General features: G+C 71.5%; 28 protein-coding genes. 8 read left to right on the plus strand and 20 right to left on the minus strand.

Annotation, left to right across the window (positions count from 1 at the left end):
* Positions 1-25 precede the first annotated feature (25 nt).
* The 10 genes from ABT127_RS10830 to ABT127_RS10875 all read right to left on the minus strand — a co-directional run bounded on the left by ABT127_RS10830 (position 26) and on the right by ABT127_RS10875 (position 7,677).
* Positions 26-910, minus strand: a complete 885-nt coding sequence (locus ABT127_RS10830) for an ABC transporter permease (RefSeq protein ID WP_351446920.1) — start codon at positions 908-910, stop codon at positions 26-28.
* Positions 907-2,013, minus strand: a complete 1,107-nt coding sequence (locus ABT127_RS10835) for an LLM class flavin-dependent oxidoreductase (RefSeq protein WP_351446922.1) — start codon at positions 2,011-2,013, stop codon at positions 907-909. The genes ABT127_RS10830 and ABT127_RS10835 overlap by 4 nt, the downstream gene beginning before the upstream one ends.
* A 166-nt stretch (positions 2,014-2,179) precedes the next feature.
* Entirely contained in the window at positions 2,180-2,278 is a 99-nt protein-coding gene (locus ABT127_RS10840; protein ID WP_351446925.1) for a putative leader peptide, read from the minus strand.
* Between the two features lie 69 nt (positions 2,279-2,347).
* Entirely contained in the window at positions 2,348-2,596 is a 249-nt protein-coding gene (locus ABT127_RS10845; RefSeq protein ID WP_351446928.1) for a helix-turn-helix domain-containing protein, read from the minus strand.
* Complete coding sequence (locus ABT127_RS10850) at positions 2,596-3,081, minus strand: DUF2975 domain-containing protein (protein WP_351446930.1); 486 nt, start codon at positions 3,079-3,081, stop codon at positions 2,596-2,598. The genes ABT127_RS10845 and ABT127_RS10850 overlap by 1 nt, the downstream gene beginning before the upstream one ends.
* A 108-nt stretch (positions 3,082-3,189) precedes the next feature.
* Positions 3,190-3,471, minus strand: a complete 282-nt coding sequence (locus tag ABT127_RS10855; RefSeq protein WP_351446933.1) for a WhiB family transcriptional regulator — start codon at positions 3,469-3,471, stop codon at positions 3,190-3,192.
* 77 nt (positions 3,472-3,548) lie between these two features.
* Entirely contained in the window at positions 3,549-4,418 is an 870-nt protein-coding gene (locus ABT127_RS10860; protein ID WP_351446936.1) for a SigB/SigF/SigG family RNA polymerase sigma factor, read from the minus strand.
* A 75-nt stretch (positions 4,419-4,493) separates the two neighbouring features.
* A complete protein-coding gene (locus tag ABT127_RS10865; RefSeq protein WP_351446938.1) occupies positions 4,494-4,913 on the minus strand; it encodes an STAS domain-containing protein in 420 nt (139 codons plus the stop codon).
* Complete coding sequence (locus ABT127_RS10870) at positions 4,910-6,022, minus strand: cobalamin B12-binding domain-containing protein (RefSeq protein ID WP_351446941.1); 1,113 nt, start codon at positions 6,020-6,022, stop codon at positions 4,910-4,912. The genes ABT127_RS10865 and ABT127_RS10870 overlap by 4 nt, the downstream gene beginning before the upstream one ends.
* The gene (locus ABT127_RS10875) at positions 6,019-7,677 is read right to left on the minus strand and encodes a PP2C family protein-serine/threonine phosphatase (protein WP_351446944.1); all 1,659 of its coding nucleotides are present in this window, start codon (positions 7,675-7,677) and stop codon (positions 6,019-6,021) included. The genes ABT127_RS10870 and ABT127_RS10875 overlap by 4 nt, the downstream gene beginning before the upstream one ends.
* A 397-nt stretch (positions 7,678-8,074) precedes the next feature.
* Between ABT127_RS10875 and ABT127_RS10880 the strand changes: the two genes are divergently transcribed.
* A complete protein-coding gene (locus ABT127_RS10880) occupies positions 8,075-8,572 on the plus strand; it encodes a MarR family winged helix-turn-helix transcriptional regulator (protein ID WP_351446947.1) in 498 nt (165 codons plus the stop codon).
* A 26-nt stretch (positions 8,573-8,598) separates the two neighbouring features.
* Here the strand turns inward: ABT127_RS10880 and ABT127_RS10885 are convergent, their stop codons facing one another.
* The gene (locus ABT127_RS10885; protein ID WP_351446950.1) at positions 8,599-9,792 is read right to left on the minus strand and encodes a PP2C family protein-serine/threonine phosphatase; all 1,194 of its coding nucleotides are present in this window, start codon (positions 9,790-9,792) and stop codon (positions 8,599-8,601) included.
* 313 nt (positions 9,793-10,105) lie between these two features.
* Positions 10,106-10,603 carry a MarR family winged helix-turn-helix transcriptional regulator gene (locus ABT127_RS10890; protein ID WP_502971676.1) on the minus strand — a complete coding sequence of 166 codons (498 nt, stop codon included), beginning with the start codon at positions 10,601-10,603 and terminating at the stop codon, positions 10,106-10,108.
* 177 nt (positions 10,604-10,780) lie between these two features.
* Here ABT127_RS10890 and ABT127_RS10895 point away from each other — a divergent pair, with 177 nt between their 5' ends.
* Positions 10,781-10,954: a CsbD family protein gene (locus ABT127_RS10895; protein WP_351446956.1), complete on the plus strand. Its 174-nt coding sequence runs from the start codon at positions 10,781-10,783 to the stop codon at positions 10,952-10,954.
* A 147-nt stretch (positions 10,955-11,101) separates the two neighbouring features.
* Here the strand turns inward: ABT127_RS10895 and ABT127_RS10900 are convergent, their stop codons facing one another.
* The 4 genes from ABT127_RS10900 to ABT127_RS10915 all read right to left on the minus strand — a co-directional run bounded on the left by ABT127_RS10900 (position 11,102) and on the right by ABT127_RS10915 (position 14,757).
* On the minus strand, positions 11,102-11,590 hold the full coding sequence (locus tag ABT127_RS10900) for a helix-turn-helix domain-containing protein (RefSeq protein ID WP_351446959.1): 489 nt from the start codon (positions 11,588-11,590) through the stop codon (positions 11,102-11,104).
* A 99-nt stretch (positions 11,591-11,689) separates the two neighbouring features.
* Entirely contained in the window at positions 11,690-12,031 is a 342-nt protein-coding gene (locus tag ABT127_RS10905) for a GNAT family N-acetyltransferase (protein WP_351446961.1), read from the minus strand.
* Between the two features lie 103 nt (positions 12,032-12,134).
* A complete protein-coding gene (locus ABT127_RS10910) occupies positions 12,135-13,601 on the minus strand; it encodes a WGR domain-containing protein (RefSeq protein WP_351446964.1) in 1,467 nt (488 codons plus the stop codon).
* Between the two features lie 163 nt (positions 13,602-13,764).
* A complete protein-coding gene (locus tag ABT127_RS10915; protein WP_351446966.1) occupies positions 13,765-14,757 on the minus strand; it encodes a LacI family DNA-binding transcriptional regulator in 993 nt (330 codons plus the stop codon).
* Positions 14,758-15,100: 343 nt separating this feature from the next.
* On the opposite strand from ABT127_RS10915, the gene ABT127_RS10920 reads away from it, so the two are divergent.
* The 4 genes from ABT127_RS10920 (at position 15,101) to ABT127_RS10935 (ending at position 20,930) form a co-directional block, all read left to right on the plus strand.
* Entirely contained in the window at positions 15,101-16,351 is a 1,251-nt protein-coding gene (locus ABT127_RS10920; protein ID WP_351446968.1) for an MFS transporter, read from the plus strand.
* Between the two features lie 32 nt (positions 16,352-16,383).
* Positions 16,384-18,162 (plus strand): glycoside hydrolase family 3 protein, encoded by a 1,779-nt coding sequence (locus ABT127_RS10925; RefSeq protein ID WP_351446970.1) that lies wholly within the window; start codon positions 16,384-16,386, stop codon positions 18,160-18,162.
* A gap of 107 nt (positions 18,163-18,269) precedes the next feature.
* Complete coding sequence (gene surE, locus ABT127_RS10930) at positions 18,270-19,373, plus strand: 5'/3'-nucleotidase SurE (protein ID WP_351446972.1); 1,104 nt, start codon at positions 18,270-18,272, stop codon at positions 19,371-19,373.
* A gap of 105 nt (positions 19,374-19,478) precedes the next feature.
* The gene (locus ABT127_RS10935; protein ID WP_351446973.1) at positions 19,479-20,930 is read left to right on the plus strand and encodes a carboxylesterase/lipase family protein; all 1,452 of its coding nucleotides are present in this window, start codon (positions 19,479-19,481) and stop codon (positions 20,928-20,930) included.
* A 175-nt stretch (positions 20,931-21,105) separates the two neighbouring features.
* Here the strand turns inward: ABT127_RS10935 and ABT127_RS10940 are convergent, their stop codons facing one another.
* Entirely contained in the window at positions 21,106-22,023 is a 918-nt protein-coding gene (locus ABT127_RS10940) for a pirin family protein (RefSeq protein ID WP_351446975.1), read from the minus strand.
* A gap of 111 nt (positions 22,024-22,134) precedes the next feature.
* Here ABT127_RS10940 and ABT127_RS10945 point away from each other — a divergent pair, with 111 nt between their 5' ends.
* On the plus strand, positions 22,135-22,611 hold the full coding sequence (locus tag ABT127_RS10945) for a carboxymuconolactone decarboxylase family protein (protein ID WP_351446977.1): 477 nt from the start codon (positions 22,135-22,137) through the stop codon (positions 22,609-22,611).
* 9 nt (positions 22,612-22,620) lie between these two features.
* Here the strand turns inward: ABT127_RS10945 and ABT127_RS10950 are convergent, their stop codons facing one another.
* From ABT127_RS10950 to ABT127_RS10960, 3 genes are read right to left on the minus strand one after another with little or no spacing between them, the layout of a single operon-like run.
* Positions 22,621-23,436, minus strand: a complete 816-nt coding sequence (locus ABT127_RS10950; RefSeq protein ID WP_351446980.1) for an SAM-dependent methyltransferase — start codon at positions 23,434-23,436, stop codon at positions 22,621-22,623.
* A gap of 58 nt (positions 23,437-23,494) precedes the next feature.
* A complete protein-coding gene (locus tag ABT127_RS10955) occupies positions 23,495-23,713 on the minus strand; it encodes a DUF397 domain-containing protein (protein ID WP_351447240.1) in 219 nt (72 codons plus the stop codon).
* Between the two features lie 29 nt (positions 23,714-23,742).
* Entirely contained in the window at positions 23,743-24,609 is an 867-nt protein-coding gene (locus tag ABT127_RS10960) for a Sco1979 family transcriptional regulator (RefSeq protein ID WP_351446983.1), read from the minus strand.
* Between the two features lie 306 nt (positions 24,610-24,915).
* Here ABT127_RS10960 and ABT127_RS10965 point away from each other — a divergent pair, with 306 nt between their 5' ends.
* On the plus strand, positions 24,916-25,374 hold the full coding sequence (locus ABT127_RS10965; protein WP_351446986.1) for an ATP-binding protein: 459 nt from the start codon (positions 24,916-24,918) through the stop codon (positions 25,372-25,374).
* The last annotated feature ends 13 nt before the right edge of the window (positions 25,375-25,387 follow it).

The raw sequence follows: 25,387 nt of genomic DNA on the forward strand, positions 1-25,387 counted from the left end.
ACGGGTGGAAGAGACGGGCCGGAGGTCAGGTGCGGCCGCGCCACGGGACCGCCAGCCGCTCGACGCCCTTGAAGAGCGCGTCGAGGACGATCCCGGAGAGGCCGATGGCGATGATCCCGGCGATGACGACGTCGGTCTGGTTGTAGCGCTGCGCGTCCCGGATCATGCCTCCGATGCCCGGTACACCGTTGATGGTCTCGGCGGCGACGACCGAGGTGTACGCGATGCCGACCGCGATCCGCACGCCGGTCAGGATCTCCGGCAGGGCGGCGGGCAGCCGGACGGAGAGCAGCAGTGACACGGGTCCCGCGCCCAGCGCCCGCGCGGCCTCCACCAGGTCGGCCGGGACCGCGCGGACGGCGGCGGCGGTGGCGGCCGCGATGGGCGGCAGCGCGGCGATGACGAGCAGCCAGATCTTCGGGGACTCGTCGATGCCGAACCAGATGACCAGGAGCGAGAGGTACGCCAGCGGAGGCAGCGTGCGCAGGAAGGTGACGGCGGGTTCCAGGATCACGGCGACCGGCTTGATCACGCCGATCAGCAGGCCGAGCGGCACGCCGGCCAGCGCCGCGTACCCCGTGCCGATGCCGATCCGGCGCAGGGAGACCCCGAGGTGTTCGACGAGCAGGTGGTTGCTGAAGCCACGCACCCCGTCGTGCACGGTCGACGCCTCGACGAACGCGTGCCAGACGTCTCCGGGTGACGGGACGAGGACCCGCGGCCAGACGCCCGCGACGACCACGGCCTGCCAGGCGGCGACGAGCACGACGAGGGCGAGCAGGCGCAGGGCGGTCCAGCGCAGCGCGGCGGCCGCCGCCCAGGTGCGCTGCCGAGGGGGCTTCGCAGGCCCGTCCGGCGCGGTGCGGATGCCGGGTGCGGCGCCGTGTTCGGTCTTCTCGGTCAGGGTCACGCCGCCGCCTCGGTGAGGGCCCGCAGCCGGGGTGCGACCTCTTCGCCGACCCGGTAGGCCTCCTCCAGGTGCGGATAGCCGGACAGGATGAACTCGTCGATCCCGAGCTGCCGGTACTCGAAGAGCCGCTGGGCGACCTCGTCGTGCGAGCCGACCAGCGCGGTCCCGGCGCCCTCGCGGACGAGTCCGATGCCGGCCCACAGGTTGGGCGCCACGGTGAGGTGCTCGGCCGAGCCGCCGTGCAGGGCGGCCATCCGCGCCTGCCCGGTGGAGTCCATGCGGGCGAAGCGTTCCTGGGAGGCGCGGACGGCCGCCGGGTCGAGCCCGGCGAGGATCCGGTCGGCCTCCGCCCAGGCCTCGGCGGCGGTGTCCCGGGTGATGATGTGCAGCCGGATCCCGAACCGCAGCCGACGGCCCCGCTGCGCGGCCTTCTCCCGTACCCGTGCGATGCGTTCGGCGATCGCCGCGGGCGGTTCGCCCCACAGGAGTTGGACCTCGGCGTGGCGCGCGGCGACCTCCTCGGCGGCCGCGGACGCGCCGCCGAAGTAGAGCGGGACGCGCGACGCCGTGTCCGGGGCGTCGAGCCGTGCGCCCTCCACCCGTACGTGGCGTCCCGCGAAGTCGACGGGCTTGCCGTCCAGCAACTCCCTGATCACGTGCATGAGTTCGCCGGTACGGGCGTAGCGCTCCTCCTTGGGCAGCGGGTCGCCGTACGCCCGCTGCTCGGCGGGATCGCCGCCGGTGACCACGTTCAGGGCGATGCGGTCCCCGAACAACCGCCGGAAGGTGTCGGCCTGTTGGGCGACGAGCGTGGGCTGGGCGAGACCCGCGCGGAAGGCGACGAGGAAACGGATGCGTTCGGTGACGGCGGCGACGGCCGGGGTGAGTACCCACGGATCCACGCACCCGAGCCCCACCGGGGTCAGCAGTCCGGCGAACCCCGCGCGTTCGGCCGCGCGGGCGACCTGGGCGAGATAGCCGAGATCGGCGGTACGGCGCGTCGCGGCGGCGGTACGGCCCTGGACGGCGGTGACACCGCCGGGGTCGCGGCCGTCACCGCCCGTGGGCAGGAACCAGTGCAGAACGGGGCCAGGGGTGGACATGCGGGCACACCTCGACGGGGAGTCCGGAGCGGAGAAAAGGGAGAGATGCCACCGATCGACGGTCCGCGCGGCGGTGAGGTGTCGGACGGTACGTCAGACCCACCCGGCGGCCCGGGAAACCCGTGCGGTCAGCGGCGAGAAGGGGTGCTGCGGCTCGATGGAGCGGTCAGCAACAGTGCGCGCGACAGAGCGCGTCGGCCCGACACAGCATCCCCGAGACACGCAGCAGATCCACGTGGCGGCGGGAGACCAGGGCGGGGTTCATGGCCGCATGATGACCCGAACCGCGTGTCCACAACAAGCCACGTCCATCATGTGGATCGCTACGGACCACTCAGTGGACACCCGCGCCGATCTCGGCGGCGTCGGCCGCGACGTCCTCGGGCTCCCAGCGCAGCAGATCGCCGGGCTGGCAGTCGAGCGCCTCGCAGAGCGCGGCGAGGGTCGCGAACCGCACCGCCTTGGCGCGGCCGTTCTTGAGCACCGCCAGGTTGGCGGGCGTGATGCCCACGCGCTCCGCGAGGTCGCCGACGGACATCTTGCGCCGGGCCAGCATCACGTCGATGTCGACGACGATGGGCATCAGATCACTCCGTCCAACTCCGCCCGCATCCGCGTGGCTTCGCCGTCGCGGGCGACAGCCTGGGCGAGCAGCGTGCGCAGCACGAGGACGATGAGGGCGACGCCCAGGATGGCCACTCCCACCCCGCCCATGATGAGGGTGACACCCGGATCCTCGCGCTGGCCCGGCGCGTTGAGGGCGGTGATCGTGAACCAGACGAGGGCGGCCGCCACGATCGCGCCGATCATGCCGTTCACGTACCGGAAGGCGGCGTGGGAGAAGACCGTGCCGCGGCGGACCATCGCCACCAGCCGCCACACGCAGACGAGGGCGACCTGCACGGCCACCATGCCGAGCATGGTGACCAGGCGCAGCGGGGTCAGCGGCAGCGAGCCGTCCTCCGGATCGGTGGCCAGCGCCCATACCATCGACACCTGCACGCACACGGTGCCCGCGAACACCACCACGAGGACGGCGCGCAATGCGCGTACGACCGGCCGGCCCATGACCCCACCCCTGCCATTCCATCGATTTACGGCAGGAATCTATCGAGTTTCGATAGATGCGGCAAGGGTCGGGCCAGTGCACGGTGTGGGCCCAGCCGGTGACGACCGCTAGGCCCGCACGACGGCCCGCGCGTGCCGGCGCCGTGCGGTCTCCAGGAGCTGCGCCCAGGAGGCCACCTCCGGGCGGCGCCGCAGCAGGGCGCGGCGCTCGCGCTCCGTCATGCCGCCCCACAGGCCGTACTGGATGCGTTGGTCCAGGGCATGGGCAAGGCACTCGGTGCGCACGGGGCACGGCTTGCAGATGTTCTTGGCATGCGACTGCGCGGCGCCGTCGAGAAACATCTCGTCGGGATCCACCGCGCAGCAGCTCGCTCGTTCTTCCCACTCCACGAGCCCCGGTTGCCCCCGCTCGCGGCATCTACGCCGATCAGCTCGCCACCCGCGGTGACCACCGGGACGCGAAGGGCCTACTGAGTGGTCATCAGCCCCTCCCGAAGCCGCTCCGTCACCTGACTGATCAGCCGGGACACATGCATCTGCGAGCAGCCGATCTCGTCGGCGATCTCCCGCTGTGTCCGTTCCTCGACGAAGCGCAGATGGATCAGGCGCCGTTCACGGTCGCCCAGTTCGGCGATGAGCGGGGCCAGCGAGTGGAAGTTCTCGACGAGTTCGAAGCGCTCCTCGTCCACGCCGACGAAGTCGGCCAGCAGGGTCTCCGTCTGGTCGTCGGGTCCGCTGACGGCGGCGTCGAGCGAGACGGCGTTGTAGCCGTTGGCGGCCTTCTGCACCTCGGCGACCTCCGCCGGGTCCAGCTGCATCAGCTCCGCCAGCTCGGCCGTCGACGGCAGCCGACCCAGGCGCGTGCGCAACTCCTCGGTGGCCCTGGACAGTTCGAGGCGGGCCTCCTGAAGCCGCCGGGGCACGTGCACGGCCCAGGAGGTGTCACGGAAGAACCGCTTGATCTCGCCGCTGATGTAGGGGATGGCGAAGGAGGTGAACTCGACCTCCCGGGCGAGTTCGAAGCGGTCGATCGCCTTGATCAGACCGATCGTTCCGACCTGGGTGATGTCGTCCATCTGCTGCGCCCCGCGGTGTCTGAACCGGGCCGCCACGTACTGCACGAGGGAGAGGTTCACCTCGATGAGGACGTTGCGCACATAGCTGTACTCGGCCGTGCCCTCCTCGAGCAGGGCGAACCGGTCGAAGAGTTCCCGCACGACGCCCCGTGCGTCCTTCGGCGCTATCGAGGACGGATCCGCGCAGGCACGGGCGGCCAGGCTCTCCTGGTCCTCCGGGTCCGTGCCGCGGGTGTGTTCGTGTTCGGTCACGCTGATCATGTGTCCGCCTCTGTGAACTGGTACTCAGGGGGTGTCGTGTGGCGCGCGGAACGTGCCGCGCGCCGGTCTGTGCGGTCAGCCGCCGCGCTGTGGGGGCGCGCCCTCCAGCGGAGCCGGCCGGGACTCGGCGCCCGCCGGCTCCTGTTCGGTCTGCGGTGACGCCGGTTCACCGATGAGGTATTCGAGGGTCCCCGTGATGGTCAGCAATCGCTCCAGGCTCCGGGGCCGTGCGGTGAGGTGCAGGGCCGTGCCCGCCCCGTCGAGTCTGCGGCGCAGGGCGAGCAGGGTGGACAGGCCCATGGAGTCGATGCCGAGCAGCCCCGCGCAGTCCAGCCGGAGGACGCGTGCCGCGGGGTGCTCGTCGAGGACCTGGCCGGCCTGGCGGGTGAAGGCGTCGCTGGTGTCGTAGTCGAGCGCTCCGGCCAGGACCAGGGTGAGGACGCCGTCGCGCAGGCCGGCGACGGCGAGATGGAAGGAGGCGTAGGCGGCGGTCATGCGGGCTGTCCGGGTCCGGGAACGGTCAGGGCACCGCGCGCCGCGGTGAGCATGTGGGTGGCGCGCGGGAAATCTTTCAGTTGGTGGCGCAGGGAGCCGACGGCGGGCAGCAGGCTCTGCGGCGGGACACCGCGGGCCTGGAGGATGCCGGCGGTCCAGGTGATGAAGTTCGTGAACAGCTCGGCGTCGTCGACGTACACGGCGGTGGCCAGGTAGGTGACGATGTGGTCGAGGTCCTCGGCGGTGCGCTCGCGCTGGTACGCGGTGTAGGCGCGCATCGGGGGGTAGGCGTCCTCGATGTCGGTGAGCGTCTGCTTGACCAGCTGCCGCTTCGACTGTCTGACCAGGGTGTACTCCTGGTCGTTGAGGTGGGGCAGGTCCAGGTCGGGCAGGCGGGCCGCGTCCGCGGTGGGCCGTTCGAGACCGCGCGTCAGCAGGGTGTGGGCGCCGACGGCGTCCGGGGCCCAGGCGGCCTGCATCTGCTCGGCGTAGCGGCCCCGGGGACCGAACGCGGCGCCGCCGACGACGACCGGCACACCGGCCGCCTGGCAGGCGCTGATCGCCGTATGGGCGGTGGGCAGGTGCGAGGGGATCGACGAGGAGAGCAGGACGGCGTCGGCCGGCCGCTGGTGGAGATGGGCGATCAGGTGCTCGGTCGGCACCTGCGCGCCCAGATAGTCCACGTGCCAGCCGCGCAGGCGCAGCACCTCGGTGACCAGACGGGCGGGCAGGGCGTGCCATTCGCCGTCCACGCAGGCGACCGTCACCCGGCCCAGCGGCTCCGCGGCGGCGAGTGCGGAGGCGACCAGGTCCGCCACGGCGGAGACGCACCGCTCGTTGATCGCGGTGGCCGCGTGTTCCTGCGCCACGGTGATGGTGTTGGCCGCCCATTCCCTGCCGACGCGTTCCTGCACCGGTGCGATCAGCTCCAGCAGGGTCCGCTCCGCCGCAGCCCGCACCTGTCGGGAGGTGCCGGGGCCCACGGCGTGGCGTACCAGGGCGACGGCGTGCGTCTCGTCGCAGTCGATCGCGGCCTGCCACAGCTGCTCGCGCAGTTCGTCCCGGGTGGGGCCCGCCCCGTCCGTGCGGGTGTCGCTCTGTGTGCTCATGGAGTGAACCTGCCCCGAGTGTGTCCGTCCACGGCCGCGAGATGATTTCTGCGGGGCGCGGTGATGGAAAGCAGGGCCATGTCGTCGTGCGGGACGCCGTCGGCCCACTGGGTGGCGACCATCTGCACCCGTTCGGTGACCGCCTCGGCGGGCAGTCCGGCGCACTCGGCGAGCGTGTGGCGCAGCCGCTCCTCGCCGAAGAGGACGTCGCCGAGCGGGCCGCCGCGGGCCTCGGTGATGCCGTCGGAGTAGAGCAGGCAGGTCTCCCCCGGCGCGAGCTCGACGACGGCCGTGGTGATCTTCAGCCGGTCGGTGGGAAGCGCGCCGATCAGCACGCCGCTGGTCTCCGCCTCCTCGACCCGTCCGTCGGCGCGCAGGATCAGCGGCGTGGGGTGGCCGGCGCTGGACACGCGCAGCCGCAGCCGGTTCCCCTCCCGCCGGACGGAGGCCAGGGCGAGGGTCGCGAAGCGGGTGTGGTGCGAGGACAGCAGCGCGTTGTTCAGCAGTGTGAGCAGTTTGAGGTGGTCGGCGGCGAACGGGAGCAGCGCCTCGATCGTGTTGCGGATCTTGCCGGTCAGCACGGCTGCCTCGAGGCCCTTGCCGCACACGTCGCCCAGGACCGCGAAGGTCTCCGCGTCGTCGCTGTCGGCGGGGTGGACGTCGTAGAAGTCGCCGCCGACGCGCTCGGTGACGGTGGCCGCGCGGTAGCGGCCGGAGAAGTCGATACCGTGCACGCCCGCCAGCACCGGCGGGAGCAGTTCCCGCATCAGGACTTCGGTGATGTGCGACTGCTCGGCGTAGATCCGCGCGGAGGACAGTGCCACTCCGGCGCGGGCGGCGAAGAGCCGGGCGAAGGCCTCCTCGGCCTCGGTGAACGCCGCTTCCGCGGACTGCCGCAGCAGCACGATGGCACCGGCCGGTACGCCGTGCCCGGGCAGCGGCACCACAACGACGGAGCCGATCTCCGCGCCCTCCTGCGTGAACTGGCGCGGGACGGCCCAGTCCGGGACGAGCGCCGGGTCGATCCAGCGCGAGGGCACGGGCGGAAAGCCCGCGAGGGCCTCCGGGAGGCCCGGCATGCTCTCCGGGTCCACCGCGATCTTCTCCTGCTCCACCGGTCCGCCGGTGACGCAGCGGGTCAGGGGGTACAAACGGCCGGCCCGGACGCCGACGATGACCGCCGCGTCCGCAAGATGCTGCGCGGCCATACGGGCGGTCACCTCCATGCATCGGTCGACGTTCAGGGAGGCCAGGAGCTCGCCGGAGATCTCCTGGAGGACGCGCGAGCGGTCCCGCTCGCCGGCCAGTTCGTCGCGGACGTCACGCAGGTCGTGGTCGTCGACCAGCCACCACGCCACGGCGCCGTCGGCCGTGCGGCTGGGGAACGCGTCCACGGTCGCCTCGCCGATGCGGCCCCTTGCCGCTTCGGCCGTGGTCTGGCCGTCTCCCGCGACGGCGCGCAGGGCGTCGGCGTGCGCCTCGGCCAGCCAGGAAGGTGCCACGTCCGACAGCAGCGCGCCGGCCCGTACTCTCTCCAGGAGGGCACCGGCCCCGTCGTTGCAGGACAGTACGCGGCCCCTCCGGTCGACCGTGACCGACGGATACGGCACGCGGCCGGCGGGACCGGTCGCGGGGACGACACTTCGGGAGCCCATCGGCTTCATTGGGGTTTTCATCGCACGGGGTCCGCTGGACGCGGCCCCCACCCCCCTTCGCTGGGGTTCCTAGGGCAGTTAACAACGTGGGACGACTGGCCTAGGCTTCTCCATGATCCTTACGAACCGTCATAGTTGCCATAGGGCAACAGTCGCACGATCAAGGCCCTCACGGCAACCACGCCACCACCGCGGCCGGGTCGCGGGTCGAGTACCAGGATCGAGCCCTTCTATGCGCAACGGCTCGCGAAGCGCGTAGCTCTCGCCCACCCGGTCGATATCTCCAAAATCTTCACAACCACACCGATATGGTCACGTCGACGGACGGATACTTCCCGTCGATCGGGAACACGTGACATACGCGCATCCACAGCCCGCGAGAGGCGTACCCCATCTCATGGACGACGGTGACGGCCGCCCTGACCCCATCGGCCCACTGGAAGATCCCCGCCCCTCCCTGTCGGCGGACACGACGGCGGCGGTCGATCTGCTCGTGGCGCTGTGGACCCGCTCGGCCAGAACCGGCACGCCGCAGCTCTCCGCCCTGCAACTCCACGCCCTGCACACCGTCAGGACCGCGCCGGGCCTCAATCTGGGCGCGCTGGCCGGCGCGATCGGCACCGTGCCGTCGGCCGCCAGCCGGCTCTGCGACCGGCTCGAAGCGGCGGGCATGATCCTGCGGGAATCCCCGCCGACCAACCGGCGCACGATCGGCCTGACCCTGACCCGGCGGGGACACGACGTACTCGACGCCGTGTCGGCGCGGCGGGAACGTCTGCTCCGCGAGGTGCTCGACCGCATGCCGAGCGACACGCGCGGGCAACTGCTGGCCGGGCTGCACGCCTTCGCCACCGCGTCCCGCGAGACCGGCCCCGGTGCGCCGCCGCCCGGCTGACGTCGGCCCGCGGGGCGCGCACCGGGTCAGGACCGGGCGCCCCGGCCGAACCAGTCCAGGCAGAGCACCAGCGCATCGTCGGCGACCTCGGGGCCCGCCCCGAGGTCCAGGTACGCGGACAGGTCGTGCAGGATCGCGCGGGGCACCGCGGCGGCCGGCAACAGGCGGGCCGCCTGGATCGACCGGGCCAGCATCTTCTCGCCGAAGGCCTCGCCCTTGTCCGAGAGGGCTGCGAACACCCCGTCACTGACGAAGACCAGGCGGTCCCCCGGCTCCACCCGGAAGTCCTGTGTGACGTAGTCGGTCTCCTCGAACATGCCGAGCGGCATCTGGGCGTCGAACTCGATGTGCTCCACCGTCTTGTCCCGGTGGCGCCACAACTGGGGCGATCCTCCGTCGACGACCTGGACGCGACCGGTGTCCAGGTCGAAGGTGAGCAGGAGTGTCGCGACGAACTCCTCGCCCCGGTACTGGGCGAACAACGCCTGATCGGCCAGTGCCGCCTGGTCCGCGATGCCGATGCCCGCCCGTCGCGCGTTGCGCAGCGCGTTGACGGCCAGGCTCGTCAGCAGCGCGGCCTGGATGCCCTCCCCCATGCCGTTGGTGATGCTGAGGGTGAGGGTGCTCGCCGTCTCCGCCCAGTCGAAGTTGTCACCGTAGATGGCGTACGCGGGCTCCAGGTGGGCCCCGATCTCGTACTCCTTGCGGGCGCAGGCGCGGCCGGGCAGGAGGTGCCACTGCACCTCGGCGGCGAGCGTGAGGCGGTTGGCGCGGCGGGCTTGGAGGTAGACGTCCGTATCGCGTTCCGCGACGAGGATCTCGTGGCCGACGATGTCGGCGGCGGCGATGATCTCGTCGAGCACGTGCGGCGGGACCTTCTCCTCGGACAGCCGCACGGGCAGCCGCACGGACAGGATCCCGAGCCGGTCCCCGCGCACGGTCACCGGCACATGGAGGTCGACGAACTCCTCGTGCCCGACCAGCTGGACGCGCTCCCGGCCGTCGAAGGCCCGCCCCTGCGGGCTGCCGGCGATCGGCACCTGCCGGGGGGCGACCGGACCGTCGGCGACGGACTGCAGCACCTCGGAGCCGTAGTCGGCGAGCAGGAGGTCGACCTGCACCGCTCCGTAGTGCTCGGCCAGCGCGGCCCGCGCCGCCGGAAGGAGGTCGTACGGCGCGGCGGTGCGCAGCGCGCGTTCCACGGCCAGGAAGTTAGTCACGGCAGCCTTCGTCGGTGGTGCGAGCTCAGCTCAGCGGTGGTCGAGATTCGGGCCCAACGGCCGAACACAATCATTGCAGCCAGGCAAATATTGCCGGGCGGCAACGGTTGAGTGTATCTCCCACGGCCGAAGCGGTCAGCGGGTGTTGAGCTCTGGTGCCGGAAGAACGCACGCCCGGTTCGGGCCGCCACGTCGGGGCGGGGATTCGCCCGCCGCGGCACGGCGGACGAAGGCAGGGACAGCCATCGCGCTCGGACCGGGGAGCGACTCGGAGCCGCTGCTCAGCAGGCCAGCGAGTCGGGCGCGCAGCCGCTCAGGCGATCGCCGAGGAGTTCCCGTCCTGCGCGCGGACCAGACCGATGCGGTCCGCCGCCGCCTGCCGCAGCTTCTCAAGGCCCTCGGAGAGGACGCCGAGATCGGCGGGCGCCATCGTCCGCAGCACCGCCTCGAACTCACGCATGCGTGCCAGGCGCAGATCTTCCAGCACTCTCGCGCCCTGCGGACTCAGGGTCAGCTCGACCTCTCGCCGGCTCGTCGCGCTGGGGATCCGCTCCAGCAGCCCGGCGGCCTCCAGCCGGTCGCACAGCCGGCTGACGGAGGACGGGCCGGTGCCCAGCGCGTCGCCCAACATCCGCTGATTGACGGTCCGCTGCTCCTCTATCACCTTCAGGGCCCGCAACTGCGACGGCGGGAGCGGCCCCGGCGGCGCGGTCTCCTGCCCCCGGCCCCACAGCACCTCGAGCAGCTCGGCCGTGCGACTCACGGCGTGCGCCACCTGTTCGGGATGGCGGGGAGGAAGATGTCGGGGCATTCCTGCACCCTCTCTGCGGGAGAGTGACGTGGGCGGTCGACGAGTTTACCTTCATCCATCATCCGGGCGGGACGGATCGGGCAAGACGGCGATTCGCCGAACGACGTTTAGCCTCGCGCCGGACGGCCAGTCGGTGGAGGAGCACATGACGTCGATGCCAAGGGAGCGTGAGCGGACATGACCGCCAACGAGAAGGCCAAGGCGAAGACCGACCAGGCCGTGGGCGCCGCGAAGAAGACGGCCGGCCGCGCCGTGGGCAATGAGCGCCTCACCGCCGAGGGCCGCGCCCAGCAGATGAAGGGCGACGCCCGCCAGGCCAAGGAGAAGACCAAGGACATCGGCAAACACTGACCCGCTCGACGGTTCGACGAAGGGGCGACCCCGCTCGGGGCCGCCCCTTCGTACTGCCCGCCGTGGTCACGGCGGGTGCGGGGAACCGGTCCCGGTTTCCCGCACCCGGCCCGGAGTACTCCGTGAACGGCGGCGCCGGTACGGGGATCAGCTCACCAGCGACCGTTCGGCGGCGACGCCCGCGCGCGCCCCGGCCGCCGACCACAGTCCGTCCTCGGCCTGCTCGGCGAGGCCGGTGTCGGCCAGGGTCCTCAGGTGCCGCGTCACCGTGCGCGGCGTCCAGCCAACCGCCTCGCACACCTGCTCAAGCGTGAGGCCGTCGGCCGCCCGCTCCAGGCACTCCAGCGTCAGCCGGGCGTTCTTGTTCAGTTCCGCCGTCGCATGCGGGGCGGCGGGGCGCCGCTCGACCGCCCTGGCAGGAGCGGTCGGTTCGGCGGGCGCGGCGGGGGCCGGGACGCGCAGGCGCCCGTACCCCAGGTTGCGCAGTACCCGGTCGAGGTCGGGCTCGCTCTTCTGGCCCGGCAGGGTCACCGAAGCCGTCGTTTCCGCGCGGGGCGCCGTCACCGTGCCCACGGGCCGCGGTGTGCGGTTGACCGTACGATGCCTGCGGCCCTTCTTCTTGGTGCTGTTACTCATTCGTCGCCTCCTCGAACGCGTTGATCATGGTCACGTGTTCAACGACGAAAGGGCTCCGAGGACGCGCCCGACTCGAACTCGGTTGCGAGCGACGGTTCGTCAGCGCTTGAGGACGCCGTCCAGCCACTCAAGAACCTCGGGCGTGACCGGGTCCGTGATGTCCGCGTACTCCTCGTGCTTCTTCAGGAACTTGGCCACGTACGGGCAGACGGGCACGATCCGCCTGCCCGCGCCGCGGACGTCGTCGAGGGCCTCGCGGACGAGGGTCGAGGCCAGGCCCTGGCCCGCGTAGGCGTCGTCGATCTCGGTGTGGAAGAAGACCCGCCGGTCGTCGCGGTCGCGGTAGGCGGTGAAGCCGGCAGTGGCGCCGTCGACCTCGATCACGTAGCGGTGGCGGTCGTCCACGCGGCGGACCACCGGGGTGGCGGCGGGCTGGTTCATGGCGGGTCCTTGGGTCGCGAGGCGTCTTGCGAGGCCTGAGGGGCTTCTGTGCCTGAGAATAACTCCCCAGGTCAACTGCCCCTGGAGCCCGGGCGAAGGCCGCTCACACCAACCGTCGGATCTCCCCCCGCACCCGGTAGAAGCCGTTCGTCGACGAGTGGAGCGCGTCCACGACATAGCGCGCGCCCGGCTGACGTATGGCGCGGGGGAACTGGACGTTCCACGTGGGCTGGTAGCCGTCGGACACCACGTGGACCCTTATGCGGCCGCCCTCCTGGACACACTCCACGACGACTCCCGCTCCGGACGCGGGAACGGCGGAGACCGTGGCGACCGCGGCCGGGGAGGCGGGCGGCGCGTAGGTCGGCAGGGCGGCTGCCAGCTTGATGTCCTGGGCGACCGGGACCGTGCCCGACTGGGCGGCGCTGATCGCGGCCTCGCTCGCGTCGACGCAGGCGAGCGATCCGTCGGTGGAGACGAGGTACAGCTTCTCGTCGTGGTACTGCATCGAGAGCGCCGACCCGCCACCGGTACCGAGCTTCCAGAGACGGGTGCCGTCGGCCGAGAAGCAGTAGACGGAGGAGGACGAGTCACCGGCGAAGACGTAGTGGCCGCCCGGTGAGGTGGCGCACGAGTACACGGGGGCGTCACAGCTGTAGGTGGCCTCGACGCGGCCGGTGTCCTTGGCCAGGCGCTGGACGACCCGGCGGCCGGTGCCGGCGTACACCGCGTCCTGCTCCTGCCAGCCGAACAGCACATTGCCCAGGGTCTCCGTGTGCCACAACTGGCCGGTGCCGTCCGCCGCGTAGGCGGTGACGCCGTGGGAGTGGCCGTGGTAGACGGCGTGGTCGTCGGCCCGGACCATCCAGCCGCTGTCACCGACCGAGGAGCGGGACCACTGGAACTCCTCCTCGTGGTCGATGACGGTGAGGCCGCCGCTGCGGTCGGAGACGTCGAGCACGCCCTCGTGGATGTCCAGCCAGAAGATGTCGACGTCCTCGGCGATGGTGTACGCGGCGAACGGCACCTTCGCCGACAGGTCGTACACCTGGCCGTCGTCACAGCCCGCGTAGATCCAGAAGTCGTCCGCCACCAGGCACTTCACACCGTCGGGGAGGGAGTAGTGGGCGAGCACCTCGCCGTCGTGACCGAGGGTGTAGACGTCGCCCTTCTGGTTGCCGACCCAGCAGCGGTCCTCGTCCACGTGGATGCCGAACGCCGAGGCGCCGGTGCGGAAGCGCCACAGAACCGGTGCCGTGGACCGGGCCGTCGAGGGAGCCGACGTCACCTGACGGCGCGTCACCGCCCGGGCCGCACGCTGTCCGCGCACCGCGGGCGCGTACCCCTTGCGGACCTTCTCGCCTATCTTCTTGGCCGCCGCGGCCCGCGCCTTCTCCGGTGTCGGGAAGGTGGAGCTCTGCCGCTGCCCGTCCGCGCCGATCCGTCCGTAGCGCACGAGCACGGTCGTGCCGGTGACGGTCACCTCGTAGAACTTGTGGGCGCCACCGCCGTCCTGGGACAGCTCCAGATACGTCGTGCCCTCAGCCTGTGATGCCTGCGCAACGGTCACGGCACACCTCTCCCCCACTCACCGGACCTGCCCCATCGGCCGCTCCTTGGTGATTCCACGCTAAGGGGCACCACTGACAACGCGGCGAGGTGCGGCGCAGGAACCCGCGAGCCCGACATGACCGGCACGACATCCTTGCGAGGGCCGGCCGCCCGGTCAGGGGTCAGGAAGACGCGCGGGGGACGAGGACGGCCTCGGCGGTCGGCGCATCTGGCACGTCGGTTCCGTTGATCTGTGCGTCGATGATGTCCGCGACCAGGGCCGGTGGGATGAAAGGCAGACGGACGGTGGTGAGCGGGGGGTCCTGGAGGGTCGCGGTCACGAGGTCGTCGGCGCCGACGACGGCCACGTCGCCGGGAACGGTGAGGCCCGCGCCCTGCAGTGCGTGCAGGAGAAGCGCGGCGTACTCGTCGTTGTAGGCGAACACGCCGTCGAGCCCCAGGTCGCCCCAGGCCGCGGCCAGTTCGGAGGCTGACGCGCGCGTGTATTCCATGGGGACCTCGGTCACGGTCGCGGTGCTGCGCGAGGCGACGGCTCGGGCGCCCTCCAGACGTGGCCGGGCGAACGTCTCCAGGCCGCGTTCACGCGGCATGATCACCCCGATGCGTCGTCGTCCTCGCGCGACCAGGTGCTCGGCGGCGATCTCTCCGATGCGGGCGTGGTCGAACGGCAGAGCGTGCACACCCTCCACGGGGTGGGCCGCCAGGGCCAGCACCGCACCGACGCCCGCGCGGCGCAGGACCTGGACCGCCTGCGCCGTGAGGCGGTCGCCGTCCAGGGCCAGGACCGCCGCCGGCCGCAACTCGGCCCAGGCCCGTGCGCCTGCCGAGGCGTCCGCGTACCGCCCCGCGTGCAGGACGGCCGTGTACCCGCGTTGCTCCAGCTCGCCGTGCAACGCGTCGAGCCACGCGCTGACCAAGTGACCGACCGCGGACACCGAGGCCGGGATCAGCACCAGATTGCTGTGCCCCGCGCGCAGGGTCCGGGCGGCGGCGTGCGGCACATAGCCCAGCTGCCGGGCAGCCTCCTGCACCCGGGTGCGCGTCGATTCACTGACCCGGTGCGTCTGCGTGTTGTTCAGCACGAACGACACGGTGGCGCGTGACACCCCCGCGAGCCGGGCCACGTCCGTGCTCGTGACCGCGTTCGCAGCCATCGGTCTCCTCGCCCTCCATACCCTCGCCTGTTCGAGCGCACAGCGCGTGCACCGTGCGTCTCGCTTGCAGGTTACACGCGTTATCCCCAGGTGGCACGGGCCGCTCGCGCGTGCGCGAAGGCAGGCAGCGGTCAGATTTTAGTTACACGTGCAACATTGCTCGCCTGGCGGATTTTGCTCGGCATCTAGGCAAGAACTCGCCGGGGTGTTACACAGAGGACATCCGTTGCTGACACGTGTAACTACGCGGTCATCGCTTCGGCTCCCCAGCCCTGCCCTGCCACGACCGCGCCTTCCCCTCGCTCCCCGTTCCGGGGTTCCGCCGTGCCTCAAGGAGATCGTCATGAGTAGATCCGCGACCCGGATTCCGGTACAGGAACCACCGGCCGACCGCCTCGGCGTCCGGCTCGCCCCGCTGCTGATCATGCTGGCCGTCGGGAACACCGCGATGTACATGGTCTACATGGGCGTCGGCCAGGTGTTGCTGCCTCTGCAGGTGGAACTCCTGGACCCCGCGGACAAGGTCGCCAACCTCGGCCTCGTCTCCGGTGTCTCCGCGGTCTTCGCCACCCTCTTCAACCCGCTGGCGGGACTGCTGTCGGACCGCTCCCGGCGCCGCAATCCGTGGATTCTGGGCGGCGGACTCACCGCCCTGGGCGCACTCGCCCTGCTCGGCGCGATGCGCACCCTGCTCATGGTCACCATCGGCTGGTGCCTGGTGCAGGCGATGATGAACGTCTACCAGGCCGCGATCACCGCCGTCGTCCCCGACCGCGTACCGGTCGAGCGCCGGGGCCTGGCCTCCGCCATGGTCGGTATCGGCACCCCGCTCGGCGTGATCGCCGGCGTCACCCTCGCCGCCTCCTTCGTCCCCGGCGGCATCCGCACCGGCTATCTCGCCCTCGGCGCGGTGATAGCCGTGGTGGCGGTGCTGTTCACGACACTGGTGCGCGAGGAGCGCCTCCCCACCGTGGAGGCGGTCCCGCTGGTCCGGCAGCTCGCGGCGTTCGGCACCGCTCTGAAGGCGGGCGACTTCCGCTGGGCGTTCATCGGCCGGTTCCTGATGATGCTCGGCTACTTCATGGTGACGCTCTTTCAGCTGTACATCCTGCAGGACCACATCAGTCTGCCCGCCGACCTCGAGCCCGCCGCGGCCATGACGATCCTCTCCCCGCTCAACGCCGTGTGCATGCTGCTGGCGACGGTCTTCGGCGGGCTGCTGTCCGACCGGATCGGCCGGCGCAAGCCGTTCATCGCGGTCTCCTGCGTCCTCACCGCGCTCGGCATGATGATTCCGGTGGTCAGCCCCACCTGGACGGGCATGCTCGCCTTCGCGGTCGTCACCGGACTGTCGTTCGGCTGCTTCATGGCGGTGGACACGGCTCTGGTCACCATGGTCCTGCCGAGCGCCGACGACGCGGCGCGGGACATGGGCGTCCTCAACATCGCCAACGCCGGCCCTCAGATCATCGGCCCGTTCCTGGCCTCCCTCGTCGTCGCCTCGCTCGGCGGCTACAACGCCCTGTTCGCGGCGGGCGCGCTGGTCACCGTCGTCGGGGCCCTGTCCGTCGTCCCGATCCGCGGCGTGCGCTGAGCCCGCCCGCAGACCCCCTTGGAGAACTCCACATGACCCCCGCACCGCGCAATGACGGCCACCCGTACCAGGACCCGGCCCTCCCCGTCGACGAACGGGTCGCCGATCTGCTCTCCCGGATGACCCTGGAGGAGAAGGCCGGTCAGTTGTTCCACACCATGCTCCCCCTGCACGACGACGGACGCCCCGTCGAGGCGGGCGACGAGACGGCCATGGTCCCCACCGACACCAGCGGCCTGATCGGCTCGAAGCTGCTGAGCCACTTCAACCTCCTGGGCGGCACCGCGCCTCGGCAGATGGCCGAGTGGCACAACGCGGTCCAGGAACTGGCCGCCGCCACCCGGCTCGGCATCCCGGTCACCGTCTCCACCGACCCCCGCCACTCCTTCACCACCAACATCGGCGCCTCGTTCGGCGCCGGAGCGTTCTCCGCCTGGCCGGAGCCGACCGGTCTGGCCGCCGTCCGCGACCCCGAACTCGTGCACCGATTCGCCGACATCGCCCGCCGCGAGTATCTGGCCGTCGGCCTCCGCGTGGCCCTGCATCCGCAGATCGACCTGGCCACCGAGCCCCGCTGGGCACGCCAGTCGGGCACCTTCGGGTCCGACGCCGCCCTCACGAGCGAGCTGGTCCAGGCGTACATCCGCGGCTTCCAGGGCGAGACCCTCGGCAGCGCCAGCGTGGCCACCATGGTCAAGCACTTCCCCGGCGGCGGCCCGCAGAAGGACGGCGAAGACCCGCACTTCGCGCACGGCAAGGAGCAGATCTACCCGGGCGGCATGCGGGATCTCCACCTGGAACCGTTCAAGGCCGCCATCGCCGCCGGGGCCTCCCAGATGATGCCGTACTACGGACAGCCCGTCGGTACCGACTGGGAGGAGGTCGGATTCGGCTTCAACAAGGGTGTCGTCACCGGGCTGTTGCGCGAGCGCCTCGGCTTCGACGGCATCGTCTGCACCGACTGGGGCCTGCTCACCGACGCCACGATCTTCGGCGAGAGGCACCCGGCCCGGGCCTGGGGCGTCGAGCATCTCACTCTCGCCGAGCGCGCCGCGAAGGCCCTGGACGCGGGCGCCGACCAGTTCGGCGGTGAGGCCTGCCCCGAGGTCGTCGTCGGACTCGTCCGCTCCGGCCGGATCAGCGAGGAGCGCGTCGACATCTCCGTACGCCGCCTGCTGCGCGAGAAGTTCGTCCTCGGCCTGTTCGACCAGCCGTACGTCGACCCCGATCTGGCCGAGGAGATCGTCGGCGCCGACGAGTTCCGCGCCGCGGGCGAGGCCGCCCAGCGCCGCTCGCTCACCGTCCTGGTCAACCGCGACGCCACGCTGCCGGTCACCCGGCCGCGCCCGAAGCTGTACGTGGAGGGCGTCGACGCACAGGCCGCGGCCGCGTACGGGGACCTGACCGACACGCCGGCCGAAGCCGACCTGGCCCTGCTGCGCCTGCACACCCCGTACGAGCACCGCGACAACAAGTTCGAGGCGCTGTTCCACACCGGCAGGCTGGGCTTCACCGAGGAGGAGCTCAAGCCCGTCCTTGCCGTCCTCGACGCCGTACCGACCGTCGTGCTCCTCCATCTCGAACGGCCCGCCGTCATCCCCGAGATCGCCGAGCGCGCCGCCGCGGTCGTCGCCGACTACGGCGCGAGCGACGCCGCCCTGCTCGACGTCGTCTTCGGCCGTGCCGAGCCCGAGGGCCGCCTGCCGTACGAACTCCCCCGCTCCACGGCCGCCGTCGCGGCCTCCCCCAGCGACGTACCGAACTCCACTCAGGACCCGGTCTTCCCCTACGGAACCGGACTGTCCCTCTGAGCCACCGGGGGCGGCACACGTCCGGCCCCGCTAGCCGCCCCCGGTACCCCGCACCGCCCGACCGTCCGAGCCGCACACATCCGAGCCGCACACAAAGGACCACAGCCATGACTCTCGCCCAGCGCCGCAGACGCACCCTCCTCGTTCTCACGACCACCGCCGCCCTCGCCTGCACGGGCGCCGCCGCATCCACGACCGGCCCGGACACGGACGGCTCCCCGCGGCCCGACCGGTCGTCCCGCCCCCTCGCCGGCCTGCGCGTGCTGCTCACCAACGACGACTCCATGCAAGCCGTGAAGCCCGGCAACTCGGACGGCCTCGGCCTGTACGAGATCCGCAAGGCCCTGTGCGCGGCCGGCGCGGACGTCGTCGCCATCGCGCCCTGGCAGGTGCAGTCCGGCAAGGGCACGGCCGTCACCAACGGCGGCACGCTCTCCCTCGGCACCCGCCCCCGGCCGCTCGCCGGATACGAGAACGACTGCTCCGGCACCGCCTCCGGATCGCCCGTCTACGGCGTGTGCCTGGCCACCGGCCCGTGCGGCCCGGACTCGCCCAGCGCCACCCCGGCGGACACCGTCAAGTTCGCGCTGCGCGCCGGCCTCGCCGCCAAGGCGGGCTGGAAGCACGGCCCCGACCTGGTCGTCACCGGCATCAACTCAGGACCCAACGTCAGCGCCCAGGTCAACGACTCGGGAACCGTCGGCGCCGCGGTCGCCGCCGTCGACGAGGGCGTCCCGGCGGTCGCCCTCTCCTCGTCCGGCGACGCGAGCCAGCGCGACTTCCCGGTCGCCAACTACCGTGCCCACGCCCGTTTCGCCGCCGGATTCATCGCCGGTCTTCGCGAGCGGGACCTGCTCACCGACCGGTTCGCGCTCAAGGTCGACTACCCGGACGTGAGTGCCGGGCAGAAGGCCAAGCGCCCGGTGTGGACGAGCATCGGCCACGGCAAGGTCGTCTGGCACGCCTACGAGGCCCGCACGCCGAGCGGCGACCTCTTCGACATCGTCCCCGGCGTCTGCGACAACGCACCGACCAGCGACTGCACCGAGACCGTCTCGAACGCCGACTCCACCGCCCTGCTCGACCGGGGTCACATCTCCGTGGCCCCCGTCACCGCCGACCGCACCTATGGCATCCGTACCAGCGGCGCCGGGCACCGGGAACTGGCCCGCCTGGAGCGGTACGTCGAGCACGAGGCTCCGCGTTCCTGACCCCGACCGGCCGTCCGCGACCCTCTCCCTGACCCGAGGGCTCGCGGACGGTCACCCCAGAAGAAGAAAAGCGCCGTACCCCCACGACCGTCCGGAGAACAGCCCATGACCACGATCACCACGTCGTCCCAGCCCGTCGTCCACACGAGCGCCGGTCCCGTCCGCGGCGAGCGCCGCCCCCACGGAGCGCGGTTCCTCGGGATTCCCTACGCCCAGCCGCCCGTCGGCCCGCTGCGCTTCGCCGCACCCGTACCGCCCGAGCCCTGGACGGACGTGCGCGACGCCACCGCGTACGGGCCCACCGCACAGCGCCGCCCGCTGTTCGACGTCACCACCATCCCCGAACCGAGCATCCCGGGCGAGGGCACCCTCAACCTCAACGTCTTCACCCCCGACACCACGCCGGGCGCGGGACATCCCGTCCTGGTGTGGATCCACGGCGGCGGCTTCCTCGCCGGCAGCGCGGCCAGCCCCTGGTACGACGGCGACTCGTTCAACCGCGACGGCATCGTCGTCGTCTCGATCGGCTACCGGCTCGGCATCGAGGGCTTCCTCCATCTGCCCGACGCGCCCGACAACCGGGGCGTACGGGACTGGATCGCCGCCCTCGAATGGGTCCAGCAGAACATCGCGTCCTTCGGGGGCGACCCCCGCAAGGTGACGATCGCCGGCCAGTCGGCGGGCGGCGGCGCCGTGCAGACACTCCTCGCCACCCCCGCGGCCCGCGGTCTGTTCCGCGCCGCGATCTCGGCGTCCGGCGCCGTGATGCAGCCCCAGGACCGGGAGACCGCCAGGACCGTCACCCGGCGACTCGCCGAGCACACCCGCAGCCCCGTGACCGCAGCCGCACTCGAGAACGTCTCCGACGCCGAACTCCTCGTTCTCCAGAACGCGTCGGCCTCCCCCGACACCCCCCAGCTGGCCCTGGCCCCGTTCGCCGACGGCCGGCTCATCCCCGAACCCGTGCCCGACGCGCTGACCACCGGGGACGCGGGAGCCGACATCCCCCTGATGCTCGGCTTCACCGCACACGAGTTCAACGCCGCCCCTCAGCCCGACACCACCGCCGAGAGCCTGCGTGCCGTACTCGTCGCCCTCGGCCTCGACGAAGCGGGCACCCACGCCTTCATCGAGACCTACGACGGGGAACCCGGCGAACTGCACAGCCAGGCCATGACCGACACCGTCTTCCGTGCCCCCGGCCTCGCCATCGCCGAAGCCCGCGCCCGGCGCAACCGGCCCACCTGGCTCTACGAGTTCCGGCTGCGCTCCACCGCACCCGGCTTCACCGGCCTGGCCCACCACTGCACGGACCTGCCCTTCGCCTTCGACCTCCTGGTCGCCGAAGGCGTCACCGCCGCCCTCGGCGACCATCCGCCCCAGCACCTCGCCGACACCGTGCACGCCGCCTGGACAGCGTTCATCCGCGACCTCGACCCCGGCAACGACTGGCCCCCGTACACCGCGCCGCAGCGCGAGACCCGCATCTGGGACACCACCCCGCACACTGTCTCCGACCCCCTGCACCGCGTCCGCACGATCTGGTGCGCCCCGTAACCGACCCTGGAAGCCGACCGGGCCGATCAACACCTGCGCCCTGCCACACGGGTACGGCGAGCAGCTGACGTGCAGTGCCCACACTTCTGCGAGACACGTGGTGGTTCGTCGTCCCGCAGAGGTGTGGGGAGGCCACCACGCCCTGCTTTCGCCGAACAGACACCGTCATCCCCGTTCAGGGACGGTTTCCACGCGCCTTCAGCGGGACGTTCGGCAGCTCCGGAGCCGGCAGCGGATCCCCGTCGTACCCCTTCACGACGCCGAACCGCCGCCCGTCCCCTTCCATCCACTCCCGACGGGCCTCCACGATCTCCTCCGTGGACCGCCCGATGAAGTTCCACCACATGATGATCTCCTCGCCGAACGGCGGACCGCCCAGCAGGATCACCCGGGCGGGGGCGTCCGTGTCGTTGGTGAGGGTGAGGGTGTCCCGCCCGGGCTCCGCGTAGCCCAACTCGGCCTGCGCGAGGGAGGTTTCGGACATCGTCACCGCACCGCGGTCCACCAGGAGGCCGTGCTCGAAGGCGGGGTCGACGGTGAGGGTGATGCGTGCGCGGGGCGCGAGGACGATCTCGGCGCCGAGGAGCGGGGTGAAGGTGCGTACCGGCGAGGCGGAGCCGGCCAGTTCGCCCAGGAACACCCGGATCCGCGCTCCGTCGAACGTCACCGGCTCGGGCGCGTAGTGCTGGAAGTCCCGGTCGGCGTGCCGGTCCGGCTCCGGCAGGGCCACCCACAGTTGGACGCCGTGCAGCACGGTGGTCGTCGGTGTGGAGACCTCCGTGTGGCTGATCCCGTGACCGCCGGTCATCAGATTCAGCTCGCCGGGCCGGACCATGGCGTGGCTGCCGAGGCTGTCGCGGTGCTCGATCTCGCCGCTGAACAGCCAACTCACCGTCTGCAGGCCGGTGTGCGGGTGGGGCGCGACATCCATGCCGCCGGTGACGCTCACGTCGTCGGGGCCGTAGTGGTCGACGAAGCACCAGGCGCCGATGAGCGTCCGCGCCCGCTGGGGCAGCGTCCGCCGCACGGTCATGGAACGCGGTCCGCCGAGCGGCACGTCCCGTGCGGTCAGGACCTCGACACGGCTGCTCATGGCGCCCACCCACCCTACATAGGTTAAGATTCAACTATATAGACGGTGTTCATACGCTTCGCTCGCGGGGCGACGACCACGCCCGCGCACCAGCCCGTGAAGGAGTCAGAGTTGAGCACCGGCACACCCCCTCGGGAGCGGCGGGTCTTCGTCGACAAGCAGAGCCCGAAGGCGTACCACGCACTCGTCGGGACCGCGGAGGCGGTCCGGGCCACCGCCGTCGAGGCGGGACTCGACCGCAGGCTCGTGGAACTGGTCAACCTGCGGGTCTCCCAGCTCAACGGCTGCGCCTACTGCCTGAACGTGCACACGCGGGCGGCGCTGCGCGCGGGCGAGACGACACAGCGGCTCGGAGTGCTCGCGGCCTGGCGCGACACCGAGGTCTTCACGGACCGCGAGCGCGCCGCGCTGGCCCTCGCCGAGGCGACGACCAGCCCCGCGGACGCAGCCCTCCAGTCCGCCGCGTACGACGACGCCCGCCGGTTCCTCACCGACGACGAGACCTCCGCGGTGATCTGGGTGGCGATCACCATCAACGCCTTCAACCGGGTGTCCATCCTCAGCAAGCACCCGGTCCGGGCGGACTAGAGCGCCGGATCAGCGCTTGATGCCGACGCCCGCGAGCAGGCTGATCTGGGCGTCCGTGGGCTCGGTCCCGTCGGCCGGCGCGTCGGGGCGCCAGCGGTGGCAGCACACCAGGCCGGGCTCGATCAGGTCCAGCCCGTCGAAGAAGCGCAGGACGTCGGCGTGCGAGCGGAAGTCCACCGGAGAGCCGGACTTGGTGTAGACCTCCGCGACCTTGTTCCAGGTCTCGGGGTCGAAGTCGGGCGTGCAGTGGTTCATGGCCAGGGCACTGCCCACCGGGAGCGGTTCGAGCAGGCGGCGGATGATCGCGTACGGGTCGTCGGGCCCGGTGATGAAGTGCATCAGCGCGTTGAGGGAGAGCGCGACGGGCTGGCTGAAATCCAGGACCTCCGCGTCGTCCACGGCGCTCATCAGCGCGTCGGCGTCGGTGGCGTCGGCCTCGACATAGGCGGTGCGCCCCTGGGTGGTGCTGCGCATCAGGCGCTCGGCGTACTTGAGCACGAGCGGGTCGTTGTCGGCGTACACGACACGGGCGTCGCGCGCGACGGACTGGGCGACCTGGTGCAGGTTGGGCTCGGTCGGAATGCCTGTGCCGATGTCGAGCCACTGACGGATGCCGTGCTCCTGGGCCAGGACCCGGGTGGCCCGGTGCATGAACGCCCGGTTCTCGCGGGCGGTCAGATAGATCCCCGGGTGGGCCTCGGCCGCGACCAGCGCCGCTTCCTTGTCGATCGCGAAGTGGTCCTTGCCACCGAGGAAGTAGTCGTACATCCGGGCCGAGTGCGGCCTGCTCGTGTCGAGGTCGCGGCCGGCCTGCCTGGTGGTCATGTTCGCCCTTTCACGCGTGTGTCCGTCGGCCCGCAGGCCCCTGCTGTCCGGCGCCGGTTCACCCGGCGGCCAGGTGATCGGCCAGGCCCTCTTTGACGCCGCGCACGAACGCGGCGATCTCCTCCGGCGCGTAGATCAGCGCCGGCCCGGCCGGGTCCGTCGACTGCCGGACGGCCACCCGGCCGTCGGCGAGCTTCTTCGTCTCGACGCACTGCCCGCCGTTCGGCCCGCTCCAGGGACGCTCCCATCCCTGGTCGCCGAGATCGCCGGCCGGCATCCCGTTGTACACGTCCTCGCCGGTGATCGTCACGAGTACTCCTTGCGCATGCGGTTCAAGAGCGCCCTGCTGTCGTCCGACGAGGTCATCAACGCCATACGGGAATGGGCCTCCAGATGGGCGACGACGTCCTCGCGCTGGTCCAGATAGACGGCGGCGGAGAGCAGTTCGCTGTAGACGATGTCGGGCAGTTCGGGCTCCTCGAACCGGAAATACGTGAACGGCGCGCACGCCCCTATGTGGGCGCCCGCGGAGAACGGCACGATGTCGACGCTGACGTGCGGGAGTTCGGACATGTCCAGAAGCCGCTCGATCTGCTCCCGCATCACGTCGGGGCCGCCGACCATCCGGTGCAGGACGGCCTCCTCCATGACCACCCACAGGGTGGGGGCGTCCTCCCGGTCCAGCAGGCCCTGACGGCGCAGGCGCAGCTCCACGCGGCGCGCCAGCTCCTCCTCGCTGCCGTGGGGCAGGCCGCCGCGCAGCACCGCGTGCGCGTACTCGGGGGTCTGCAACAGGCCCGTCACGTACTGGGGTTCATAGGTGCGCAGCGTCTTGGCGTCGGTCTCCAGGCTCACGTAGGCGGTGAACCAGCTGGGGACGACGTCGCGGTAGGAGTGCCACCAGCCGGGCTCGTTGGCCCGCTCGGCCAGGGCGACGAACTCCTCCGTCTCCTGGCGGTCCGCGCCGAAGGTCTCCAGCAGCTTCTCCACGTAGAGAGGCTTCAGCGCGACCTCGGCCTTCTCCAGCCGGCGGACGGTCAGGGTCTTCACGCGCAGGGCTCGCGCCGCGTCCTCCAGCGAGGCACCGGCCTCCAGCCGCATGTCCCGCAGCCGCCGGCCGAGGATCATGCGCAGGACCGTCGGCGCACTGGTGCCGGAACGGGCTTCGCTCACACCCAGCCTTTCCTGAGGAGACATCAACATCGGCATTCTGACAGCGACTTGATGATGACGCCAGATCGATATCCGCTCCGCTGAAATTATCAGGGAGTCGGTTGCAGCGTGAGTACGATCACGCGCATAGTTGACGCGTGAGCGGTCACGTCGCGGCTCTGGAGGAGCATTCGGCCCGGACGGGGCGCGTGCTGTCGGCGCCGTCGCCGGCACCTCGCCGCAGGGCGTCCGTCTCCCACCGCTCCAGCCGCAGCCCGTACCCCCACACCGCGGCCGCCCCACGGCAGGCCCTGGAAGGCGACTTTCGTGACTCTGCCCCCACCCGGCGCACCGGCCCCGTCCCCGGCCTTAGCCACGACCGCGCCTCGCCGGGAGTTCTGGTTCGGTCTGCCCGCACTGCGCACCAGCGCGAGATCCGCCCGCGACACCGTGCGCGACCGGCTGCGCGCGTGGCAGGTGCCGGGCGACACCTGCTGCGACGCGGTGCTGCTGGTCTCCGAGCTGACGACGAACGCCGTGTTGCACACCGACAGCGGGCACGTCGTCTGCGGCCTCACCCTGACGCGGGACGAGCGGCTGCTGCGGATCGAACTGCACGACGGGGGCCGGGCCCCGGTCTGCGCGCCCGAGCGGCACGCGGGCCCCGGCGACGAGAGCGGGCGGGGGCTCTTCCTCGTGCAGCAGATCGCGGACCGGTGGGGCTCCGCCTGCTCGACACGGGCCGAAGGAAAGGTCGTCTGGGCGGAGTTGACGTCCTGTCCGTGAGTCCGCCCATGAC

The sequence above is a fragment of the Streptomyces sp. NPDC001904 genome, from assembly GCF_040297005.1.
In the GTDB taxonomy this organism is placed as follows: domain Bacteria; phylum Actinomycetota; class Actinomycetes; order Streptomycetales; family Streptomycetaceae; genus Streptomyces.